Source organism: Pseudomonas sp. B392_1p, assembly GCF_052245235.1.
In the GTDB taxonomy this organism is placed as follows: domain Bacteria; phylum Pseudomonadota; class Gammaproteobacteria; order Pseudomonadales; family Pseudomonadaceae; genus Serpens; species Serpens gallinarum.
Genome location: NZ_JBQPXM010000001.1, coordinates 142,432 through 158,761, shown reverse-complemented (window position 1 = coordinate 158,761; position 16,330 = coordinate 142,432). Strand labels below are relative to the sequence as shown.

The window sequence follows — 16,330 nt, the reverse complement described above, 5'->3', positions numbered from 1 at the left end:
GGTATCCTCGACTCAGCGACCGCTTGTTGCGACCCACCTTCGGAATGCAACAGGCCGTTGAAAAGCGTAGGCGAGGCAGCCCAGACGAGACGCAACGCAGTAACAACCGCGCGATTCGATCAGAGCATCATGCTGGCGATGCCCAAGGCCTGCAGGCAACAGTAGCAAAGCGACAGACGCGCGCCGCCCGACAAGCGCGTATGGCGGCGCCGTGACGGTCCGCGCACCCTGCGCCAGAACGTGCTTTACCGTAGAATCCCCCACGTTTTGTCCGCCATCTGGGTTTCTTGCCATGTCCAGCGTCTTTCGCCCCGAACTGCTTTCTCCCGCAGGGACCCTCAGGTCCATGCGCTACGCCTTCGCCTATGGCGCCGACGCGGTTTATGCCGGCCAGCCGCGCTACAGCCTGCGGGTGCGCAACAACGAGTTCGATCACGCCAACCTGGCGCTGGGCATCAATGAAGCACATGCGCAGGGCAAGCAATTTTACGTGGTGGTCAACATCGCACCGCACAACGCCAAGTTGAAGACCTTCATCAAAGACCTTGAGCCGGTGATCGCCATGGGGCCGGATGCGCTGATCATGTCCGACCCGGGCCTGATCATGCTGGTGCGCGAGCATTTCCCGCAGATGAACGTGCACCTCTCGGTGCAAGCCAATGCGGTGAACTGGGCCAGCGTCGAGTTCTGGCGTCAGCAGGGCCTGACCCGGGCGATCCTGTCCCGTGAGTTGTCGCTGGAGGAAATCGGCGAGATCCGCGAAAGAGTGCCCGGTATGGAGCTGGAAGTCTTCGTCCATGGCGCGCTGTGCATGGCCTATTCCGGCCGCTGCCTGCTGTCGGGCTACATCAACAAGCGCGACCCCAACCAGGGCAGCTGCACCAATGCCTGCCGCTGGGAATACAAGGCCCACGAGGCCAAGGAAAACGAGCTGGGCGAGGTGGTCCACCAATACGAACCGATTGCCGTGCAGGCCGTGGAACCAACCCTGGGCGCGGGTGCGCCCACCGACGAGTTGTTCCTGCTGGAAGATGTCAGCCGCCCCGGCGAGTTCATGGAAGTCAGCGAGGACGAGCACGGCACCTACATCATGAATTCCAAGGACCTGCGCGCCGTGCAGCACGTCGAGCGCCTGGTGAAGATGGGCGTGCATTCGCTGAAGCTGGAAGGGCGCACCAAGAGCCACTACTACGTGGCGCGCACCGCCCAGGTGTACCGCAAGGCTATCGATGACGCGGTGGCCGGTCGGCCGTTCGACAAGTCGCTGATGGATACCCTGGAATCCCTGGCTCATCGCGGCTACACCGAGGGCTTCCTGCGCCGCCACGTACACGATGAATACCAGAACTACGAGCGCGGCTTCTCGCTGTCCGAACGCCAGCAGTTTGTCGGCGAACTGACCGGCGAGCGAAAAAACGGCCTGGCCGAGGTCAAGGTAAAGAACCGCTTTGCAGTCGGCGACCGTCTGGAATTGATGACGCCGCACGGCAATTTGAATTTTCAGCTCGAAGCCCTGGCCAACCAGCACGGCGAACAGCGCGACGTGGCGCCGGGCGACGGCCACACCCTGTACATTCCGGTGCCCGAGGAAATCGATTTGCAGTACGCCCTGCTGATGCGCGAACTGCAGGCCAGCCCGGCTCGCCGCTGAGACTGCGCGCAGCCGGTCAGCTCGGTACGGCAGGCTGCGCGCGGAGCGAATCGAGAACCAGCAGCTTTGCCCGCAACCGCTCCGGCAAATGCTCGCGCAACGCACCGCCGCTTTTTTCCATCAGCAAGGGCAGCAGCGCGACCAGCGTTTCCAGCGTCAATCCACTGCAGACATTGCCCTGTCGTGCCAACGGCAGGCCGCTGAGCACCTCGGCGGCCAGGACGAAACTGTCGGTACTGGCCGCGGCTTCGGTGAGGGTGCGCAAATAGCCGGCCGACAAACCGCGCAAACTCTGCATGATCAGCTGCATATCGCCCATATGTCGGGCGATATGCAGGATGGCCGTGGGGTCATTGAGCCCTAGAATCATCAACTTGAGCTGGTGCGCAGTGAGGCATTCGGCATAGCGCGCGGCCGTGGCGAACTGTTTGTCGGCGCACAGTTGGCGGGCAACCCGCAGGTGCAACTCGTCAGGCAGGCTGCGATAGGTGTTGAGAATCGCGCGAGGATCGAGATGCTGGGTCACCTGTGCGGCGAAGTCGCTGGGCAGGGCGATGATCAGTGGGCGTAACTGACTGTCCGGCAGATGCGGAGCCAACCAGGCGGTGCGTTGCGCGCCAAGCCGACGCAACAACATGACCTTGAGTTCCAGCGGAGCCAGGCCTTGCCAGGCCAACAAAGTCCGCCATCCGAAACCAAGCGTGGCACGCGTATCCATGCGTGAGTCCTTTGTCGGGGAGTCCAGGCTTTAGAATGGCACGGCGCCAGCATTTGTGCCGCCTAACTTTGCGCCGGCGCCCCTGAGCTCACGACTACGCCATGCTCGGCGAGGCTACGTGTGCGCGCAGAACTCGTACGAAATCCAGCGCCTCGATCGGTCGGCTGATCAGGTAGCCCTGGATTTCATCGCAGCCCTGCAGCCTGAGGAAGTCCAGTTGATCCTGGGTTTCGACCCCCTCGGCCACCACCTTGAGTTCCAGGTTGTGGGCCAGGGCAATGATCGCCCGCGTAATCGCGGCGTCCTCGCCGCCCTGGGACAAGTCGCGGATAAAGGTCTGGTCGATTTTCACGTAATCGACTGGAAAGCGTTTGAGGTAGCTGAGTGACGAATAGCCCGTGCCGAAATCATCGATGGCCAGCTTGATGCCCAGAGCATGCAATTGATGCAAGGTGGCGATGACGCTTTCGACGTTGTCGAGCAGCTGGCTTTCCGTCAGCTCCAGTTCCAGTAGCCGAGCCGGCAGGTGGGTTTCTTCCAGCACCTGGCGGACGATGCTGGTCAGATTGCCCTGACGCACCTGATGAACAGAAACATTCACCGACACGCGCACATCCAGCCCCTGCTGATGCCAGGCATAGGCTTGGTTGACCGCCTGACGCAGCACGAACTCGCCAATGGCGCCGATCAAGCCGGTTTCCTCCGCCAGGGAAATGAACTCGCCGGGGCCCACCAGGCCACGTTGCGGGTGCCGCCAGCGCACCAGCGCTTCGGCTCCCCCAATACTGTCATCGGCCAGATTCAGCTTGGGCTGATAAAACACTTCCAACTCGCCATTCTCGATGCCTTTGCGCAACTGCGTTTCCAGTTGCAGGCGCTCAAGAGTCGTGACCTGCAAATTGTCGGTGTAGAACTGGAAGCAGTTCCCGCCCAGGTGCTTGGCATGCTGCATGGCCATATTCGCCTGGCTGATCAGCGGCGACAATTCACGGCCGTTATCCGGAAACAGGCTGATGCCGATGGAAGCGCTGACCACCAGTTCGTGGCCATCGATAGTCAGCGGTTTGCGCACTGTGGCAAGCAGGTTGCTGGCCAGCCGGGCCAGAGTCGCCAGGCTCGGATAACCATCGACAATGAGCGCGTATTCATCACTGCTCAAGCGCGACACCGTATCCGCTTCCGGTACCGCCTGGGTCAGGCGCTGGGCCATCCGGCGCAGCAGTTGGTCGGCGATGTCATGACCCAGGCTGTCGTTAAGGACCTTGAAACGATCCAGGTCGACATGCAGCAGGGCCAGACGGCTCGCCGCAGAGCGCGAACGCTGAATCGCGTCGTGCAGACGTTCGCGGAATAGGGTGCGATTGGCCAATCCGGTCAGGTTGTCGTAGTGAGCGAGGTAACGCAGGCGCTCTTCCGTCTGGTGGCGCGTGGTGAGGTCGGCGAAGAAACCCACCACTTGGGCGATACGCCCTTGCCGGTCGCGTACCGTGTTGAGCTGCAGCCATTGCGGATACAACTCGCCGTTCTTGCGGGTTTCCATCAGTTCGCCCTGCCAGCGGCCATGCTGCATTAGATGCTCATGGATCTGCTGGTATTGGAGACGCGCCTCATGGGTGCTGATCAGGCGAATCACGCTCTGGCCGAGGACTTCCTCGCGGCGATATCCGGTCATCTCGCTGAAGGCCTGATTGACCGCCAGCACATGGTACTGGGCATCCAGAATCACGATGCCCTCGCTGGCCGCTTCGAATACCGTGCCGGCCAGGCGCTGTTCTTCCTCGCGATGCTTGCGTGCGCTGATGTTGCGCCGGGTGCCGAGCATGCGCTGCACCCGACCGCGGGCATCGCGCTCCATGGCCCGGCCACGATCCTCGACCCACACCCAATGACCATCGGCATGGCGCACGCGGTATTCGACCGCGTAGCCGTCGGTGCGCCCGCGCAAGTGCGCGGTCAAGGCACGCAGCAATAAGGGTCGATCCTTGGGATGCAGCAGCGGACGCAAATCTTTGCGCATGTTCAGCGTGCCGCTCTGCGGCAGGCCGAACAGCTCCTGCAGTTTCGAGTGATGCACCGCGTCGGTGCGCAGGTCCCAGTCCCATAGCCCCAGCTCGCTGGCTTCCAGGGCCATGGCCAGGCGCGCCTGGCTCTTGCCCAACGCATAGGTGGCCTCGTCCAGCTCGCGGGTACGTTCGCTGACGTGCGCTTCCAACTGGTCATGGGCACTGCGCAGGCTGCGCTCGGCCAGTCGGCGCTGCTCGACTTCGCGTGACAGTTTGCGATTAAGGGCTTCGGCCTGCCGTTTGGCCTCTTCTTGCCGCTCCAGCAACGCCTGGTTGTGGAAACGCTGGATCAGGCTGCGCTGCACCAGTCGGTTAACCTGCCAGGCCACCACCAGCATCGCGACCAGCAGAATCAGACACAGCTTGCCCCAGCCTTGCTGCATCTCGTGTTCGCTGAACATCAGATAGACCATTGACGGCAGCAGGCAGGGCAGAACAAAACTGAGCAGTGCCGCGAAGCTGACGGCATACGCAGCGGAAGCGCAAGCCACCGACGCGGCAATCAGACCGTACACCGGCACTTGCTGGTAGAAGCTGTCGGCGGGAACGAGAAAGATGACGGCAAAACTCAGGGTCACACCGGAGGCGCCGGCCCCGAGCAGGAACATGCGGTGCCAGTAGTTTTCTGCCTGGCGTATCGCCGGAGCCCGATCGAAGGCGCGCATCTGCAGCAGACGCAATGTCGCCAAGGCGCTGAGCCAGACCAGCCAGCCAATCAGGAGCAGCTTGTGTTCCTGGTTCCACAGCAAGAATGCGCACGCAATGCCACACAGCAGCATGAACAGCGTCGGCAGGCGAGATCCCGCATACAACAGACGCGTTTTCTCGATACCGATGGGAGTAGCGTAATGCTGCTCGATGGCCTGGCCCGAAAGCGATGCCGAGAGCGGTAGAACAGTGGTGATAGGAGCGGTCATAGGCGCTTTTCGAATAATTGGTTGCCTAGGCTTCGCCGAGCATACCCGAGCCCACGACGATGCCCAACACTACAAACAGTCTATTAGTACTGAATCCTGGTAATGGGCGTTATACCGGCACTGAGCGACTATTTTGCACGAATAGCCTCTCCGGTCAGCGCGACGGTTTGCCCCGTCAAGCGCACACCCCTAGAATGCCGCGATGCACGATGACCTCTCCTTATTACTGAACTCCCTCAACGATGCTCAACGCCAGGCCGTAGCGGCCCCGCGCGGGCGTCAACTGGTGCTGGCCGGTGCCGGCTCGGGCAAGACTCGCGTGCTGGTGCACCGGATTGCCTGGCTGATCCAGGTCGAGCACGCCTCTGCGCACTCGATTCTGTCGGTGACCTTTACCAACAAGGCCGCCGCCGAGATGCGCCAGCGCATCGAACAACTGCTCGGCCTGAATCCGGCGGGCATGTGGGTCGGCACCTTCCACGGCCTGGCGCACCGCCTGCTACGCGCCCATTGGCAGGAAGCTGGTCTGGCGCAGAATTTCCAGATCCTCGATTCCGATGATCAGCAGCGCCTGGTCAAGCGGGTGATCCGCGAACTGGGTCTGGACGACAACAAGTGGCCGGCCCGTCAGGCGCAGTGGTTCATTAACGGCCAGAAGGACGAGGGCCTGCGCCCCCAGCACATTCAAGCCAGTGGCGACCTGTTCCTGGCCACCATGCGCACCATCTACGAAGCCTACGAATCGGCCTGCGCGCGCGCCGGGGTCATCGACTTCTCCGAGTTGCTGCTACGCGCGCTGGACCTGTGGCGCGATCAGCCCGGTCTGCTGGCCCATTACCAGAAGCGTTTCCGGCACGTCCTGGTCGACGAATTCCAGGACACCAACGCCGTCCAATACGCCTGGCTGCGCCTGCTTGCCCAAGGCGGCGACAGCCTGATGGTGGTCGGCGATGACGACCAGTCGATCTACGGCTGGCGTGGCGCGAAAATCGAGAACCTGCACCAGTACAGCCAGGATTTCCCTGACGTCGACACCGTGCGCCTGGAACAGAACTACCGCTCCACCGCCACCATTCTCAAGGCCGCCAACGCGCTGATCGCCAACAACCAGGGGCGCCTGGGCAAGGAGCTGTGGACCGACGGTGAGGAGGGCGAACCGCTGGCGCTGTACGCCGCCTACAACGAGCACGACGAAGCGCGTTACGTGGTTGAAGGTATCGAGCGAGCCATCAAGGACGGCATGGCGCGCAGCGACATCGCCATTCTCTACCGCTCCAATGCCCAGTCGCGGGTGCTTGAAGAGGCCCTGCTGCGCGAGCGCATTCCTTACCGCATCTACGGTGGCCAACGCTTCTTCGAGCGTGCCGAGATCAAGAACGCCATGGCGTACCTGCGTCTGCTGCAGACCCGCCACAACGACGCGGCGCTGGAGCGGGTGATCAACCTGCCGACGCGCGGCATCGGTGAAAAGACTGTGGAGGCCTTGCGCGACTTCGCCCGTCAGCAGGATTTGTCGCTGTGGGCGGCGATTCACGAAGCGACGGGCCTCAAGGCCATCACTGGGCGCGCCGCCAGCGCACTGAATGCCTTCGTCGAACTGATCGACGAGCTGGCCTTGAAGGTCGAAGGCCTGCCCTTGCACAGCATGGCGCAGCGGGTCATTGAAGAGTCCGGACTGCTCGCTTACCACCGCGACGAAAAAGGCGAGAAAGGTCAGACGCGCGTGGAAAACCTCGAGGAACTCGTTTCCGCCGCGCGGGCTTTCGATCACTACGAAGGCGAAGAGGGTGACGAGGCGCAGACGCCGCTGGCCGCCTTCCTCGACCACGCCTCACTGGAGGCCGGCGAGCAGCAGGCCGCCGAACATGAGGACAGCGTGCAACTGATGACCTTGCACAGCGCCAAGGGCCTGGAGTTTCCGCTGGTCTTCCTGGTCGGCCTGGAAGAGGGCCTGTTCCCGCACAAGATGAGCTTGGAAGAACCCGGCCGCCTGGAAGAGGAACGCCGCCTGGCCTATGTCGGCATCACCCGCGCCATGCAGCGGCTGATCATGTCCTACGCGGAAACGCGCCGCCTGTACGGCAGCGAAACCTACAACAAGGTCTCGCGCTTCGTGCGTGAAATTCCCGCCGGGCTGGTTCAGGAAGTGCGTCTGTCGAACAGCATCAGCCGCCCCTACGGGCAGAACACGCAACATGCTGCGGGGTCGATGTTCGCCGGCGCCGCCGTGCCGGACACCGGATTCAACCTCGGCCAGCGCGTGCGCCATGCGCTGTTTGGCGAAGGCGTGATTCTCAACTTCGAAGGCTCCGGCGCCCAGGCGCGCGTTCAGGTGAATTTCGCCCAGGAAGGCAGCAAGTGGCTGATGCTTGGCTACGCCAAACTGGAGGCGCTGTAAAAAAAGCCGCACCGGCGCCGATATGGTAAAAACCAGCACGCGCCTGACGTAAGGCGCGCAGCATATTAAAAAAACACCCGACAACGGGTTTGACCACTAGGGAGACACCATGAATCGTCGCCATCTGTTCGGCGCCGCCGCTGCCTTGCTTGCCACGTTGGGCTTGGCTGGCTGCAAAGACGACAGCAGCCCGGCCGCCCAGCAAGCCGCTGCTCAACCTGCCCAGACCTTCCACTGGAAAATGGTCACCTCCTGGCCGAAGAACTACCCAGGTCTGGGTACCGCTGCCGACCGCCTGGCCGAGCGCATCAACACCATGAGCAACGGTCGCCTGACCATCAAGGTGTACGCCGCAGGCGAACTGGTACCGGCACTGGAAGTATTCGACGCCGTTTCCCGCGGCACCTCTGAAATGGGCCACGGCACTCCCTACTACTGGAAGGGCAAGGTACCGGCCGCACAGTTCTTCAGCTCGATCCCGTTCGGTTTCTCGACGGGCGAGATGAATGCCTGGATTCACAAGGGCGACGGCCAGGCCCTGTGGGACGAAGCCTATGGCGCACACGGCGTAAAACCGTTCGCGGCCGGCAACACCACCATGCAGATGGGCGGCTGGTTCAACAAGGAAATCAACTCGGTTGACGACCTCAAGGGCCTGAAGATCCGTATGCCGGGCCTGGGCGGCGAAGTGCTGGCCAAGCTGGGCGCTACCACCATCAACCTGCCGGGCGGTGAAATCTTCACCTCGCTGCAGACCGGTGCCATTGATGCCACCGACTGGGTCAGTCCGTACAACGACCTGGCCTTCGGCCTGAACAAGGCGGCCAAGTACTACTACTTCCCGGCCTGGCAAGAGCCGCAGGCGCTGGTCGAACTGCTGGTCAACAAAGCCGCCTACGAAAGCCTGCCGGCCGACCTGAAGGCCATCGTTGCCGAGGCCTCGCGCGCCGCGACCCTGGACATGATGGACGATTACACCTTCAACAATGCCAAGGCACTGCCGGCACTGATCGAGCAGGGCACCGTCCTCAAGCGCTTCCCTGATGACGTCCTGACGGCGCTGCGCGAAACCTCCACCCAAGTGATCACGGATGTCGCCGCGCAGTCCGAACTGGCCACGCGTATCCACGCCTCGCAGCAAGACTTCCTCAAGAAAGCCACGCAGATGCACCAGATGACCGACAAGGAAATCTATCAGTGGCGCTAAGCGCCACTGACGTCACGTAGCGTAACGCCTGCAGCGGAGCCCCTCGGGGCTCCGTTTTCATTTGCGCCATCCGTCGCGGTGCACTACTGCATGGCTCCTGCCGGCCATACTTTCCGGCGAGGTGATTGCCATGCCCCAGCCTAGCGCACAGCAGATTCTCGACACTGCCCTGATTTTGGCCGAAGACTGTGGCTGGGAGCGCTTGCGCCTGTTTGCCATCGCCGATCAGCTGGGCGTCGGCCTCGATGCCATCGCCCACCATTTCACCGACAAGGACCAACTGGTGGAAGCCTGGTTCGACCGTGCGGACCAAGCCATGCTGATACGCAGCCGTGACGAAGCACTGAGCCTGCTGGCGCCTGCCCAGCGGCTGGAGGAGCTGTTGATGGCCTGGTTTGCGCCGCTTGATGCTCACCGCCGGCTGACCCGGCAGATGCTGCTCTACAAATTCGAACCGGCTCATGTGCACCTGCAGGTGCAAGGCCTGTTGCGCATCAGTCATACCGTGCAATGGTGGCGGGAAGCGGCGCAGCGCGGCACCAGCCATGGGCAGCGGGTGGCTGAGGAATGTGCGCTGAGCGCGGTGTACCTGAGCACCGTATGTCACTGGTTGCGCGCGTACTCCGCGGACCTTGGCGAAACCCGTGCGCATTTGCGTGCCCGCTTGCGCTGCGGCCCTCTGCGCCTGCTGCTGCGGTGATCGGCTCGCACAAATACATTGCCAGGCAAAAGCCGGAAACATTCTGCGCTGGCATTCAGTGCAGGGGCTGTGCAAGATGACGCGCGTGGATCAACCAACGGGACTACCTTAATGCAGCGTTTTCTCAGCATCGCCCTGGCCTTGTGCCTGGGCCTGACTCTCAGCCTCGACGCCAATGCCAAGCGCATGGGCGGTGGCAAAAGCTTCGGCAAGGCACCCAGTCACCAGACTCGCCAAGCCGCTCCGGCGCAGCAAGCACCCACCGCCGGCGCAGCAGCCGCGGCGCGCCCCGCCAGTGGCGCCTCCAAATGGCTCGGCCCGTTGGCCGGTCTGGCTGCCGGTGGCTTGCTGGCCTCGATGTTCATGGGTGATGGCTTCGAAGGCCTGCAGTTCATGGACATTCTCTTGTTCGGCCTGATTGCCTTCGTGATCTTCAAGCTGATCGCCTCCCGTCGTCGCAAGGCCCTGGCCACTATGCCGCAGGCGCAGCAATACGCCGCCGCGGGCGCAGGGGGTCCGGCGCCCATGACGCGTGATGTCCAGCAGCCGGCAGCCGGCAGCAACATCTTCGGCCAGAGCCTCGGTGGCGCTGCCAGCGCCGCCCCGGTCATCAATGCTCCGGCCTGGTTCAACGAACAACGCTTCGTTGAGCAGGCTCGCGAACACTTCCTGTCCCTGCAGCAGCATTGGGACGCCAACGAAATGGACCAGATCGGCGAGTTCGTGACCCCAGAACTGCTGGACTTCCTCAAGCGCGAGCGCGCCGAGTTGGGCGATGGCTTCCAGTCCACCTACATCGACAACCTGCACGTGCAGCTCGATGGCGTGGATGACGATGCCGAGAAGACGGTCGCCACGCTGACGTTCAGCGCCGTGAGCAAGACGTCGCGCTTCGACCAGGGTGAAGCGTTCAGCGAAAGCTGGCGCATGGAGCGCGAGCAGGGCGAAAACCAGCCGTGGCTGGTCGCCGGTATTCGCCAGAACGGCTGATCCGCACACGCGAAGACCCCAAAACCCGGAGCTTGCTCCGGGTTTTCTTTTGTCTGCCTGCCGCTTGCGCTATAAAGCGAGCATTCCCTGCACAGAGAGCCCCCCACCGTGGAAGACGTCATCGACCAACTGCGTGAAGTCAACGAAACCGTTCCGGTGCCGCTGGAGTTGCCCGAAGAGGAAACCCTGGTGGAGATCCAGGAGCAAATCCTGATCCATCTGCCCTATGAACTGCGTGAATTTCTCCTCAAGGTCAGCGACGTGGTGTACGGCCGCCTGGAGCCGGTGACGGCCAGCGATCCGCATTCCCACACCTACCTGCCGGAAGTCGCCGCCACGGCTTGGGATATCGGCGTACCACGCGAGCTGGTGCCGCTGTGCCAGGACGGCCGTGACTATTACGTGGTGGATGCCGAAGGCGAGGTCTTTCTGTGGCTCGAAGAAACCGGCGAGCTCGATGACGAGAGCTGGGAGTCAGTCTGGCATTGGGTACGCGACGTCTGGCTGGAAAGCTGATCCGCCGCGCCCATTCGCCGCTCAGGGGCGGCGCAGCTCCGCCAGGCTGAGGCGACGCAGCAGCCGGCCCGGCTCCCGCTCCACGTCAACGACCCCAGCCTTGGCATCGATACGATAGGTCAGCTCATGCAGCTGCACCGGTTGTGACAAGGGCGAGGCGCGAAACGCCGCCAGGCATTCGCCACCCGGCCAGCGCGCCGAAGGGTACAGCAAGCCAGGCAGGCCCTCATGGGCCACGCGCTTGCCCACCGCTTGCGGCCAGGCGTAATCGTCGCCAACCAGCGCCGGAAAAGCGACAGCCTTGCGGCGAAGATCAATGAACAATCCCCCCGCCTGCACGCGCCAGACCTGGCGATAGCGAGTCACAACCCGATCGATGCCCTCGATTTCGCGCAGCATCATGATTTGGTGATAACAGGTCTCGGCCAGCGCGGTATCGCTGTCCAGCGCCCCGTACCAGACGCGGATGCTGCCATCACCGAAGCGGCTCGCCACGCAGATGTCGGATTCGAAGGGGTAATTAATGGCTTCGCTGTAGGCCAGGCCGCGGTCGATGACACCCTGTGGCACCTGGCGCACACGCATTACGGCGACAACCGCCACGTCCTGCGCGCGAGCGTCTGGCAGCAGGTCATCGAACAGGTTGACCGACTGGCGCAGTGAGGCAATGTTGCGAAATACCGGTGCGGAGAAATCGCAACAGGTATCCAACAGCGCCATCAGCGACCCCGCTGAAAATCGACCAACCGCGCAATGCGCGCGATACCGATCAAGCCGTCGCGCACCATGATTTCCAGCGGCGTGGCGCCATCCAGGGCCTGGTTGCGCCGCCGCACCCAGTTGAAGCGCAGCTCTTCATCCTCGGGAAACAGCACCCGCAGCCCCTTGTGGATAACCAACAGGTAACCGGCGCGATCCAGGGTGTCGCGGCTGTTGGGCAGCGCGCTTTCACCGGCACGGTATTTGGGCAGTTGCTTGCGGCTGTTGGGGCTCATGCCCAGCAGCTGCATCTGCACCTCGGTATCGAGCGCCCAGCGTTCAAACAAGGCCGCCAAAATGCGCGCCAGTTCGCGCCGCTCTTCTTCTGTACCCAACGCCTGGGCGGGGTGCGCTGAACGCAAGCTGGTGACAGTCATGGGATGGATGTACACCGGTAGTTAGTAGAAATATCGCCAACTTTAGTAGATAAAACCTTGCGCCAGCCAGAAAACCGATAAAACAATTAACCTAATAGCCACTAGCCACGGGACAAAATGCCGCACCTCGGCTATCGTGGCGCCTCGTTTTTCTGTTGGTGAAAAGTGTGATGGAAGTCGGAAACCACCAATTGTCGATGTCAGTACTGATGACCCCCGACAAGGCCAATTTTTCCGGCAACGTGCACGGCGGCACGTTGCTCAAGTACCTGGACGAGGTGGCTTATGCCTGCGCCAGCCGCTACGCCGGCCGTTATGTGGTGACCCTGTCGGTGGACCAGGTGATGTTCCGCCAACCGGTGCATGTGGGTGAGTTGGTCACCTTCCTCGCCTCGGTCAACTACACCGGGCGCACCTCGATGGAAATCGGCATCAAGGTGATCACCGAGGATATTCGTGAGCGTTCGGTGCGCCACACCAACAGTTGCTTTTTCACCATGGTGGCCCTGGACGAGGAAGGCAAACCTGCCGAAGTACCGCCCTTGCAGCCGGAAACCGCTGAAGAGCGGCGGCGCTTCTTTCAGGCCGAGCAGCGACGCAAGATCCGCGCTGAGCTTGAACAGCGCTATCAGGAATTGCGCGCACCGCAAGGCTGAACGCTCTGCGTATGACAGGCCTGCCTGGTCCTCAGGGTGCCAGGCAGACCGTCATTTCGCCGTCTACCACGAGCCGGTTGCGGCCCTCATGCTTGGCCCGGTACAGCGCCTGGTCAGCCCGCTGGAAGGCCTCCTCACCGGTCTCTGCGCTGCGAAAGCTCGCCAGGCCGGCAGACAGGGTAATCGGCAAGCGCTCGCCCTTGAAATGAAACGGACAGGCCTCGATGCTGGCCAGCAGACGGCGCAGCAAGTCCTGTCCTGACGCCAGACTGCGATCGGGCAGCAACAGAACGAACTCCTCGCCGCCAAAGCGCGCAATGAATTCCTTTTCGCCCAGCTCGCGAACCAGCGCGTCGGCGATCAGCTTGAGCACTTTATCCCCAGCCAGGTGGCCGTAGCTGTCATTGACCTGCTTGAAATGATCGACATCCAGAATTGCCAGCAGCAACTCGCCACCGCGCGCCTGCCACTGCTCCATTGCCGTTCGCAAACGGGCATTCCAGGCGGCGCGATTGGGCAGACCGGTCAAGGGGTCGAGCAGCGTCTGTCGTTGTTGTGTGTCGATGTGCGCACGGTAGTGTTGGGCTTCGCTTTCCAGCTCGGCCACCCGCTCCGCTAGAACCTTCAGGCGTCCAAGCAGCGCCTGATCGCGACGCTCACGTTGCTCCCGTTGCAGGGTAAGGCTCGCCAGCAGGCTGTCCAGGCGCTCGGTAAGGCTGGTTTTGAGTTGCTCCAGATCCTGGGCTTCGCGCACGCTGTGCTGCAGGTGGTCCACATGCGCACGTAATTGCTGGTCGAGATCGCGGGCCAACGCCACTTCGTCGGCCTGAGCGGCATCCATGTCCATCAGGCTCGCCTGGAACTCGGCCAGACGCTCAATCAATTGCTGAAGATAATCGCCCAGGCTGCGCTGGTCGGAGGCAGCGTCACGCACCAGGCGGGCCAGGCTTTCCACTACGGTCACCAGCTCGTAGCCGTGCAGGCCTCGATTGATCTTTCGCTTGAGCCGTCGTGCCTGGAGCTGATAGTTCGCCGGCAGATCGTCGTCTTCGAACAGCTCGTAAAGGACGCTTTCGACCCGCCCGACGATATAGGCGTAGCCCAGCATGGATGGCTGATCGTCCGCCGCTGCGGTGTTCTCGCTGGACGGACTGACGCCCCTGTCGAGTTCATTCGACACGGCAGATTTATCCGCTGGCAGGGCAGACGCAGGCGTACCCAAACCCTCCAGCAAACCGGCCGCCAACGACTTGTGGGCGACGAACTGCGCCAGCACTTGCCACTGATATTGATTGAATTCGCTCAGGGCCGCGGACAAATCCAGCTGCAGCGGATCGATTTCATCCAGCGCCTGGGAAAACTGCGTAATTGCGCGATGCAGCTCCTGAGACAGGTTCAAGGTTTGCAGTTTGGTCGCCTGCCCGATCAGGGCATGGCGCTGCTCATGCAGGCTGGCGCTGCGCCTGCTTGCCACATCCACCAGGACGATGTCCAGTTGCGCCAACACCGCTTCCAGCTGCGCGCCATCCTCGCCCCGCAATACCTGGCGCAACTCGCGCAGGCAGTGATCAACCGCACTGTCATGGCCCACCACAGCGAAACTGCTGCGCACCATGGCCTGGCGCAGCAGCTGATTTTCCGCCTGCAGTCGCTGCAATGCCGGGCAGGGGTCGCCATTTTCAAAGCTGTCGGGACAACTCATGACGCGGATTCACTCATTTTCTGAGGCAGGGCATCGCCCCCCAGCTGATGGGGCAAGCGAATCTCGACCGCCACAGGCAGATGGTCGGAGATCGCCTGATCCAGCACCTGTACCCGCTCCAGGCTCAAGCTCGGGCTAAGCAGGATGTGGTCCAGGCAGCGCTGCGGCTTCCAACTGGGGAACGTGGCTGCAATCTGGGGCGCCACCAGGCTAAGGTCACGCAACGGGGAGTGCTCAAGCAGCTCAACGGCCTGGGTATTCATATCCCCCATCAGCACCATGTGCCGGTAATCGCCGAGCAGCTCGCGAATATAGGCCAACTGCCGGGTGCGTACCCGAGCGCCCAGCGCCAGGTGCATCATCACCACCGCCAGGGCATTCTTGCCCTCGCCGAAACGCAGCAGGATGGCGCCACGGCCGGCCGGACCCGGCAGCGGATGATCCTCGAGCCCCTGTGGCTGCAGACGGCTGAGCAAGCCGTTGCTGTGTTGGGCAAAATGCCCAAGGTTGCGATTGAGCTGCTGATACCAATAGGGAAAGTCGCCCAACTGGGCGAGGCGCTCGACCTGATTGACATAACCGGAGCGCAGACTGCCGCCGTCGACTTCCTGCAACGCCACCAGATCGTAATCGCCCAGCAGTTCGCCAATACGCTGCAAGTTATTGGCGCGCCCCGCATGGGGCAACAGATGCTGCCAACTACGGGTCAGGTAATGGTGATAACGCTGCGTGCTGATCCCGACCTGGATATTGAAACTCAACAGGCGTAACAACCCATCGGCAGGCAAGCCGCGGCAATCCTGACCCTGCGAGTTGACCTGAGGTTTGCAGGCTGCAGGCGTGCGAGACAGGCGACGGCGCAGCATCAACAGCTCCGATAGCCGGGCCGGGCTGAGCGAATCGGCAGCGACGCGGGCTTCACTGGGCTGCGCGCTCCTTTGCGATCAGGAAATCAGCCACCGCCACCGCTTGCTGCGGGCCGCCGGCGGAGCCGAGGTCCAGGCGGTACTTGCCATTGACCACCAGCACCGGGACGCCGGTGATCTGATAGGCCATGGCCAGCTTCTTGGCCTTTTCCATCTGCCCTTTTACGGCAAATGATTTGTATGACTTGAGGAAAGCTTCGCTGTCCACACCCTGCTCGGCCAGCAGTTCGGCCATGGCTTCGGGCGTGGCGAGCTTCTTGCCATCGCGGTGGATGGCGGCGAATACCGCCTCATGAACCTGCTGATCGACCTTCATGGCTTCCAAGGTGAGAAACAGCTGGCCGTGGGTATTCCACACACCGCCGAACATGGCCGGTACGCGGACGAAGTTCACGTCATCGGGCAGGGTATCCACCCAGGCATTCAGGGTCGGTTCGAACTGATAGCAGTGCGGGCAGCCGTACCAGAACAGTTCAACCACTTCGATCTTGCCCGGCTGGGACACCGGGACCGGGCTGCTCAGCTCGACATACTGCTTGCCCGCCTGATAATCGGCGGCCAGCGCAGCCATGCCGAAAAGACTGGTGGCCGCCAGAACGGCGCTGAGTAACAGGTTACGCATGGTTGACTCCTAGACTGAGATTTGGGACCGCTGTCGGCCGCATTTCGACCGAAACCGCACTGCGGCGGTTCCTTGATTGTAACGAGGCCGGAAATAAAAAAGGGCGGCCATCGCCACCCTTTTTTTAA

At 62.2% G+C, this 16,330-nt stretch carries 14 protein-coding genes; 7 read left to right on the top strand and 7 right to left on the bottom strand.

Annotated elements, in window-relative coordinates; all coding sequences use genetic code 11:
• Nucleotides 1–292: 292 nt before the first annotated feature.
• Nucleotides 293–1,651, top strand: a complete 1,359-nt coding sequence (trhP, locus tag ACTV8E_RS00755) for a prephenate-dependent tRNA uridine(34) hydroxylase TrhP (RefSeq protein ID WP_443198152.1) — start codon at nucleotides 293–295, stop codon at nucleotides 1,649–1,651.
• Nucleotides 1,652–1,667: 16 nt separating this feature from the next.
• Here trhP and ACTV8E_RS00750 read toward each other — a convergent pair whose 3' ends face one another.
• Complete coding sequence (locus ACTV8E_RS00750; protein ID WP_443198151.1) at nucleotides 1,668–2,369, bottom strand: hypothetical protein; 702 nt, start codon at nucleotides 2,367–2,369, stop codon at nucleotides 1,668–1,670.
• 94 nt (nucleotides 2,370–2,463) lie between these two features.
• Complete coding sequence (locus ACTV8E_RS00745) at nucleotides 2,464–5,349, bottom strand: EAL domain-containing protein (RefSeq protein ID WP_443198150.1); 2,886 nt, start codon at nucleotides 5,347–5,349, stop codon at nucleotides 2,464–2,466.
• Nucleotides 5,350–5,551: 202 nt separating this feature from the next.
• Here ACTV8E_RS00745 and uvrD point away from each other — a divergent pair, with 202 nt between their 5' ends.
• From uvrD to ACTV8E_RS00720, 5 genes are all read left to right on the top strand, one after another.
• Nucleotides 5,552–7,747, top strand: a complete 2,196-nt coding sequence (gene uvrD, locus ACTV8E_RS00740) for a DNA helicase II (RefSeq protein WP_443198149.1) — start codon at nucleotides 5,552–5,554, stop codon at nucleotides 7,745–7,747.
• A 109-nt stretch (nucleotides 7,748–7,856) separates the two neighbouring features.
• Nucleotides 7,857–8,954: a TRAP transporter substrate-binding protein gene (locus ACTV8E_RS00735; protein WP_273538481.1), complete on the top strand. Its 1,098-nt coding sequence runs from the start codon at nucleotides 7,857–7,859 to the stop codon at nucleotides 8,952–8,954.
• Between the two features lie 130 nt (nucleotides 8,955–9,084).
• Complete coding sequence (locus ACTV8E_RS00730) at nucleotides 9,085–9,654, top strand: TetR/AcrR family transcriptional regulator (protein ID WP_251835509.1); 570 nt, start codon at nucleotides 9,085–9,087, stop codon at nucleotides 9,652–9,654.
• 111 nt (nucleotides 9,655–9,765) lie between these two features.
• Complete coding sequence (locus tag ACTV8E_RS00725; RefSeq protein ID WP_443198148.1) at nucleotides 9,766–10,644, top strand: Tim44 domain-containing protein; 879 nt, start codon at nucleotides 9,766–9,768, stop codon at nucleotides 10,642–10,644.
• A gap of 108 nt (nucleotides 10,645–10,752) precedes the next feature.
• Entirely contained in the window at nucleotides 10,753–11,160 is a 408-nt protein-coding gene (locus tag ACTV8E_RS00720) for an SMI1/KNR4 family protein (protein WP_251835507.1), read from the top strand.
• A 21-nt stretch (nucleotides 11,161–11,181) separates the two neighbouring features.
• Here ACTV8E_RS00720 and ACTV8E_RS00715 read toward each other — a convergent pair whose 3' ends face one another.
• Both ACTV8E_RS00715 and ACTV8E_RS00710 read right to left on the bottom strand, forming a co-directional pair.
• The gene (locus tag ACTV8E_RS00715; protein ID WP_251835506.1) at nucleotides 11,182–11,880 is read right to left on the bottom strand and encodes an RES family NAD+ phosphorylase; all 699 of its coding nucleotides are present in this window, start codon (nucleotides 11,878–11,880) and stop codon (nucleotides 11,182–11,184) included.
• Complete coding sequence (locus ACTV8E_RS00710) at nucleotides 11,880–12,296, bottom strand: antitoxin Xre/MbcA/ParS toxin-binding domain-containing protein (RefSeq protein ID WP_443198147.1); 417 nt, start codon at nucleotides 12,294–12,296, stop codon at nucleotides 11,880–11,882. The genes ACTV8E_RS00715 and ACTV8E_RS00710 overlap by 1 nt, the downstream gene beginning before the upstream one ends.
• Nucleotides 12,297–12,466: 170 nt before the next feature.
• On the opposite strand from ACTV8E_RS00710, the gene ACTV8E_RS00705 reads away from it, so the two are divergent.
• Nucleotides 12,467–12,952 (top strand): acyl-CoA thioesterase, encoded by a 486-nt coding sequence (locus ACTV8E_RS00705; protein ID WP_251835504.1) that lies wholly within the window; start codon nucleotides 12,467–12,469, stop codon nucleotides 12,950–12,952.
• A gap of 31 nt (nucleotides 12,953–12,983) precedes the next feature.
• On the opposite strand, the gene ACTV8E_RS00700 is transcribed toward ACTV8E_RS00705, so the two are convergent.
• Genes ACTV8E_RS00700 through ACTV8E_RS00690 form a run of 3 tightly spaced genes read right to left on the bottom strand, consistent with a single transcriptional unit; the run spans nucleotide 12,984 to nucleotide 16,202 of the window.
• On the bottom strand, nucleotides 12,984–14,654 hold the full coding sequence (locus ACTV8E_RS00700; RefSeq protein ID WP_443198146.1) for a diguanylate cyclase domain-containing protein: 1,671 nt from the start codon (nucleotides 14,652–14,654) through the stop codon (nucleotides 12,984–12,986).
• Nucleotides 14,651–15,520: an endonuclease/exonuclease/phosphatase family protein gene (locus ACTV8E_RS00695; RefSeq protein ID WP_251835502.1), complete on the bottom strand. Its 870-nt coding sequence runs from the start codon at nucleotides 15,518–15,520 to the stop codon at nucleotides 14,651–14,653. The genes ACTV8E_RS00700 and ACTV8E_RS00695 overlap by 4 nt, the downstream gene beginning before the upstream one ends.
• 52 nt (nucleotides 15,521–15,572) lie before the next feature.
• Nucleotides 15,573–16,202 carry a thiol:disulfide interchange protein DsbA/DsbL gene (locus ACTV8E_RS00690; protein WP_251835501.1) on the bottom strand — a complete coding sequence of 210 codons (630 nt, stop codon included), beginning with the start codon at nucleotides 16,200–16,202 and terminating at the stop codon, nucleotides 15,573–15,575.
• Nucleotides 16,203–16,330 lie beyond the last annotated feature (128 nt).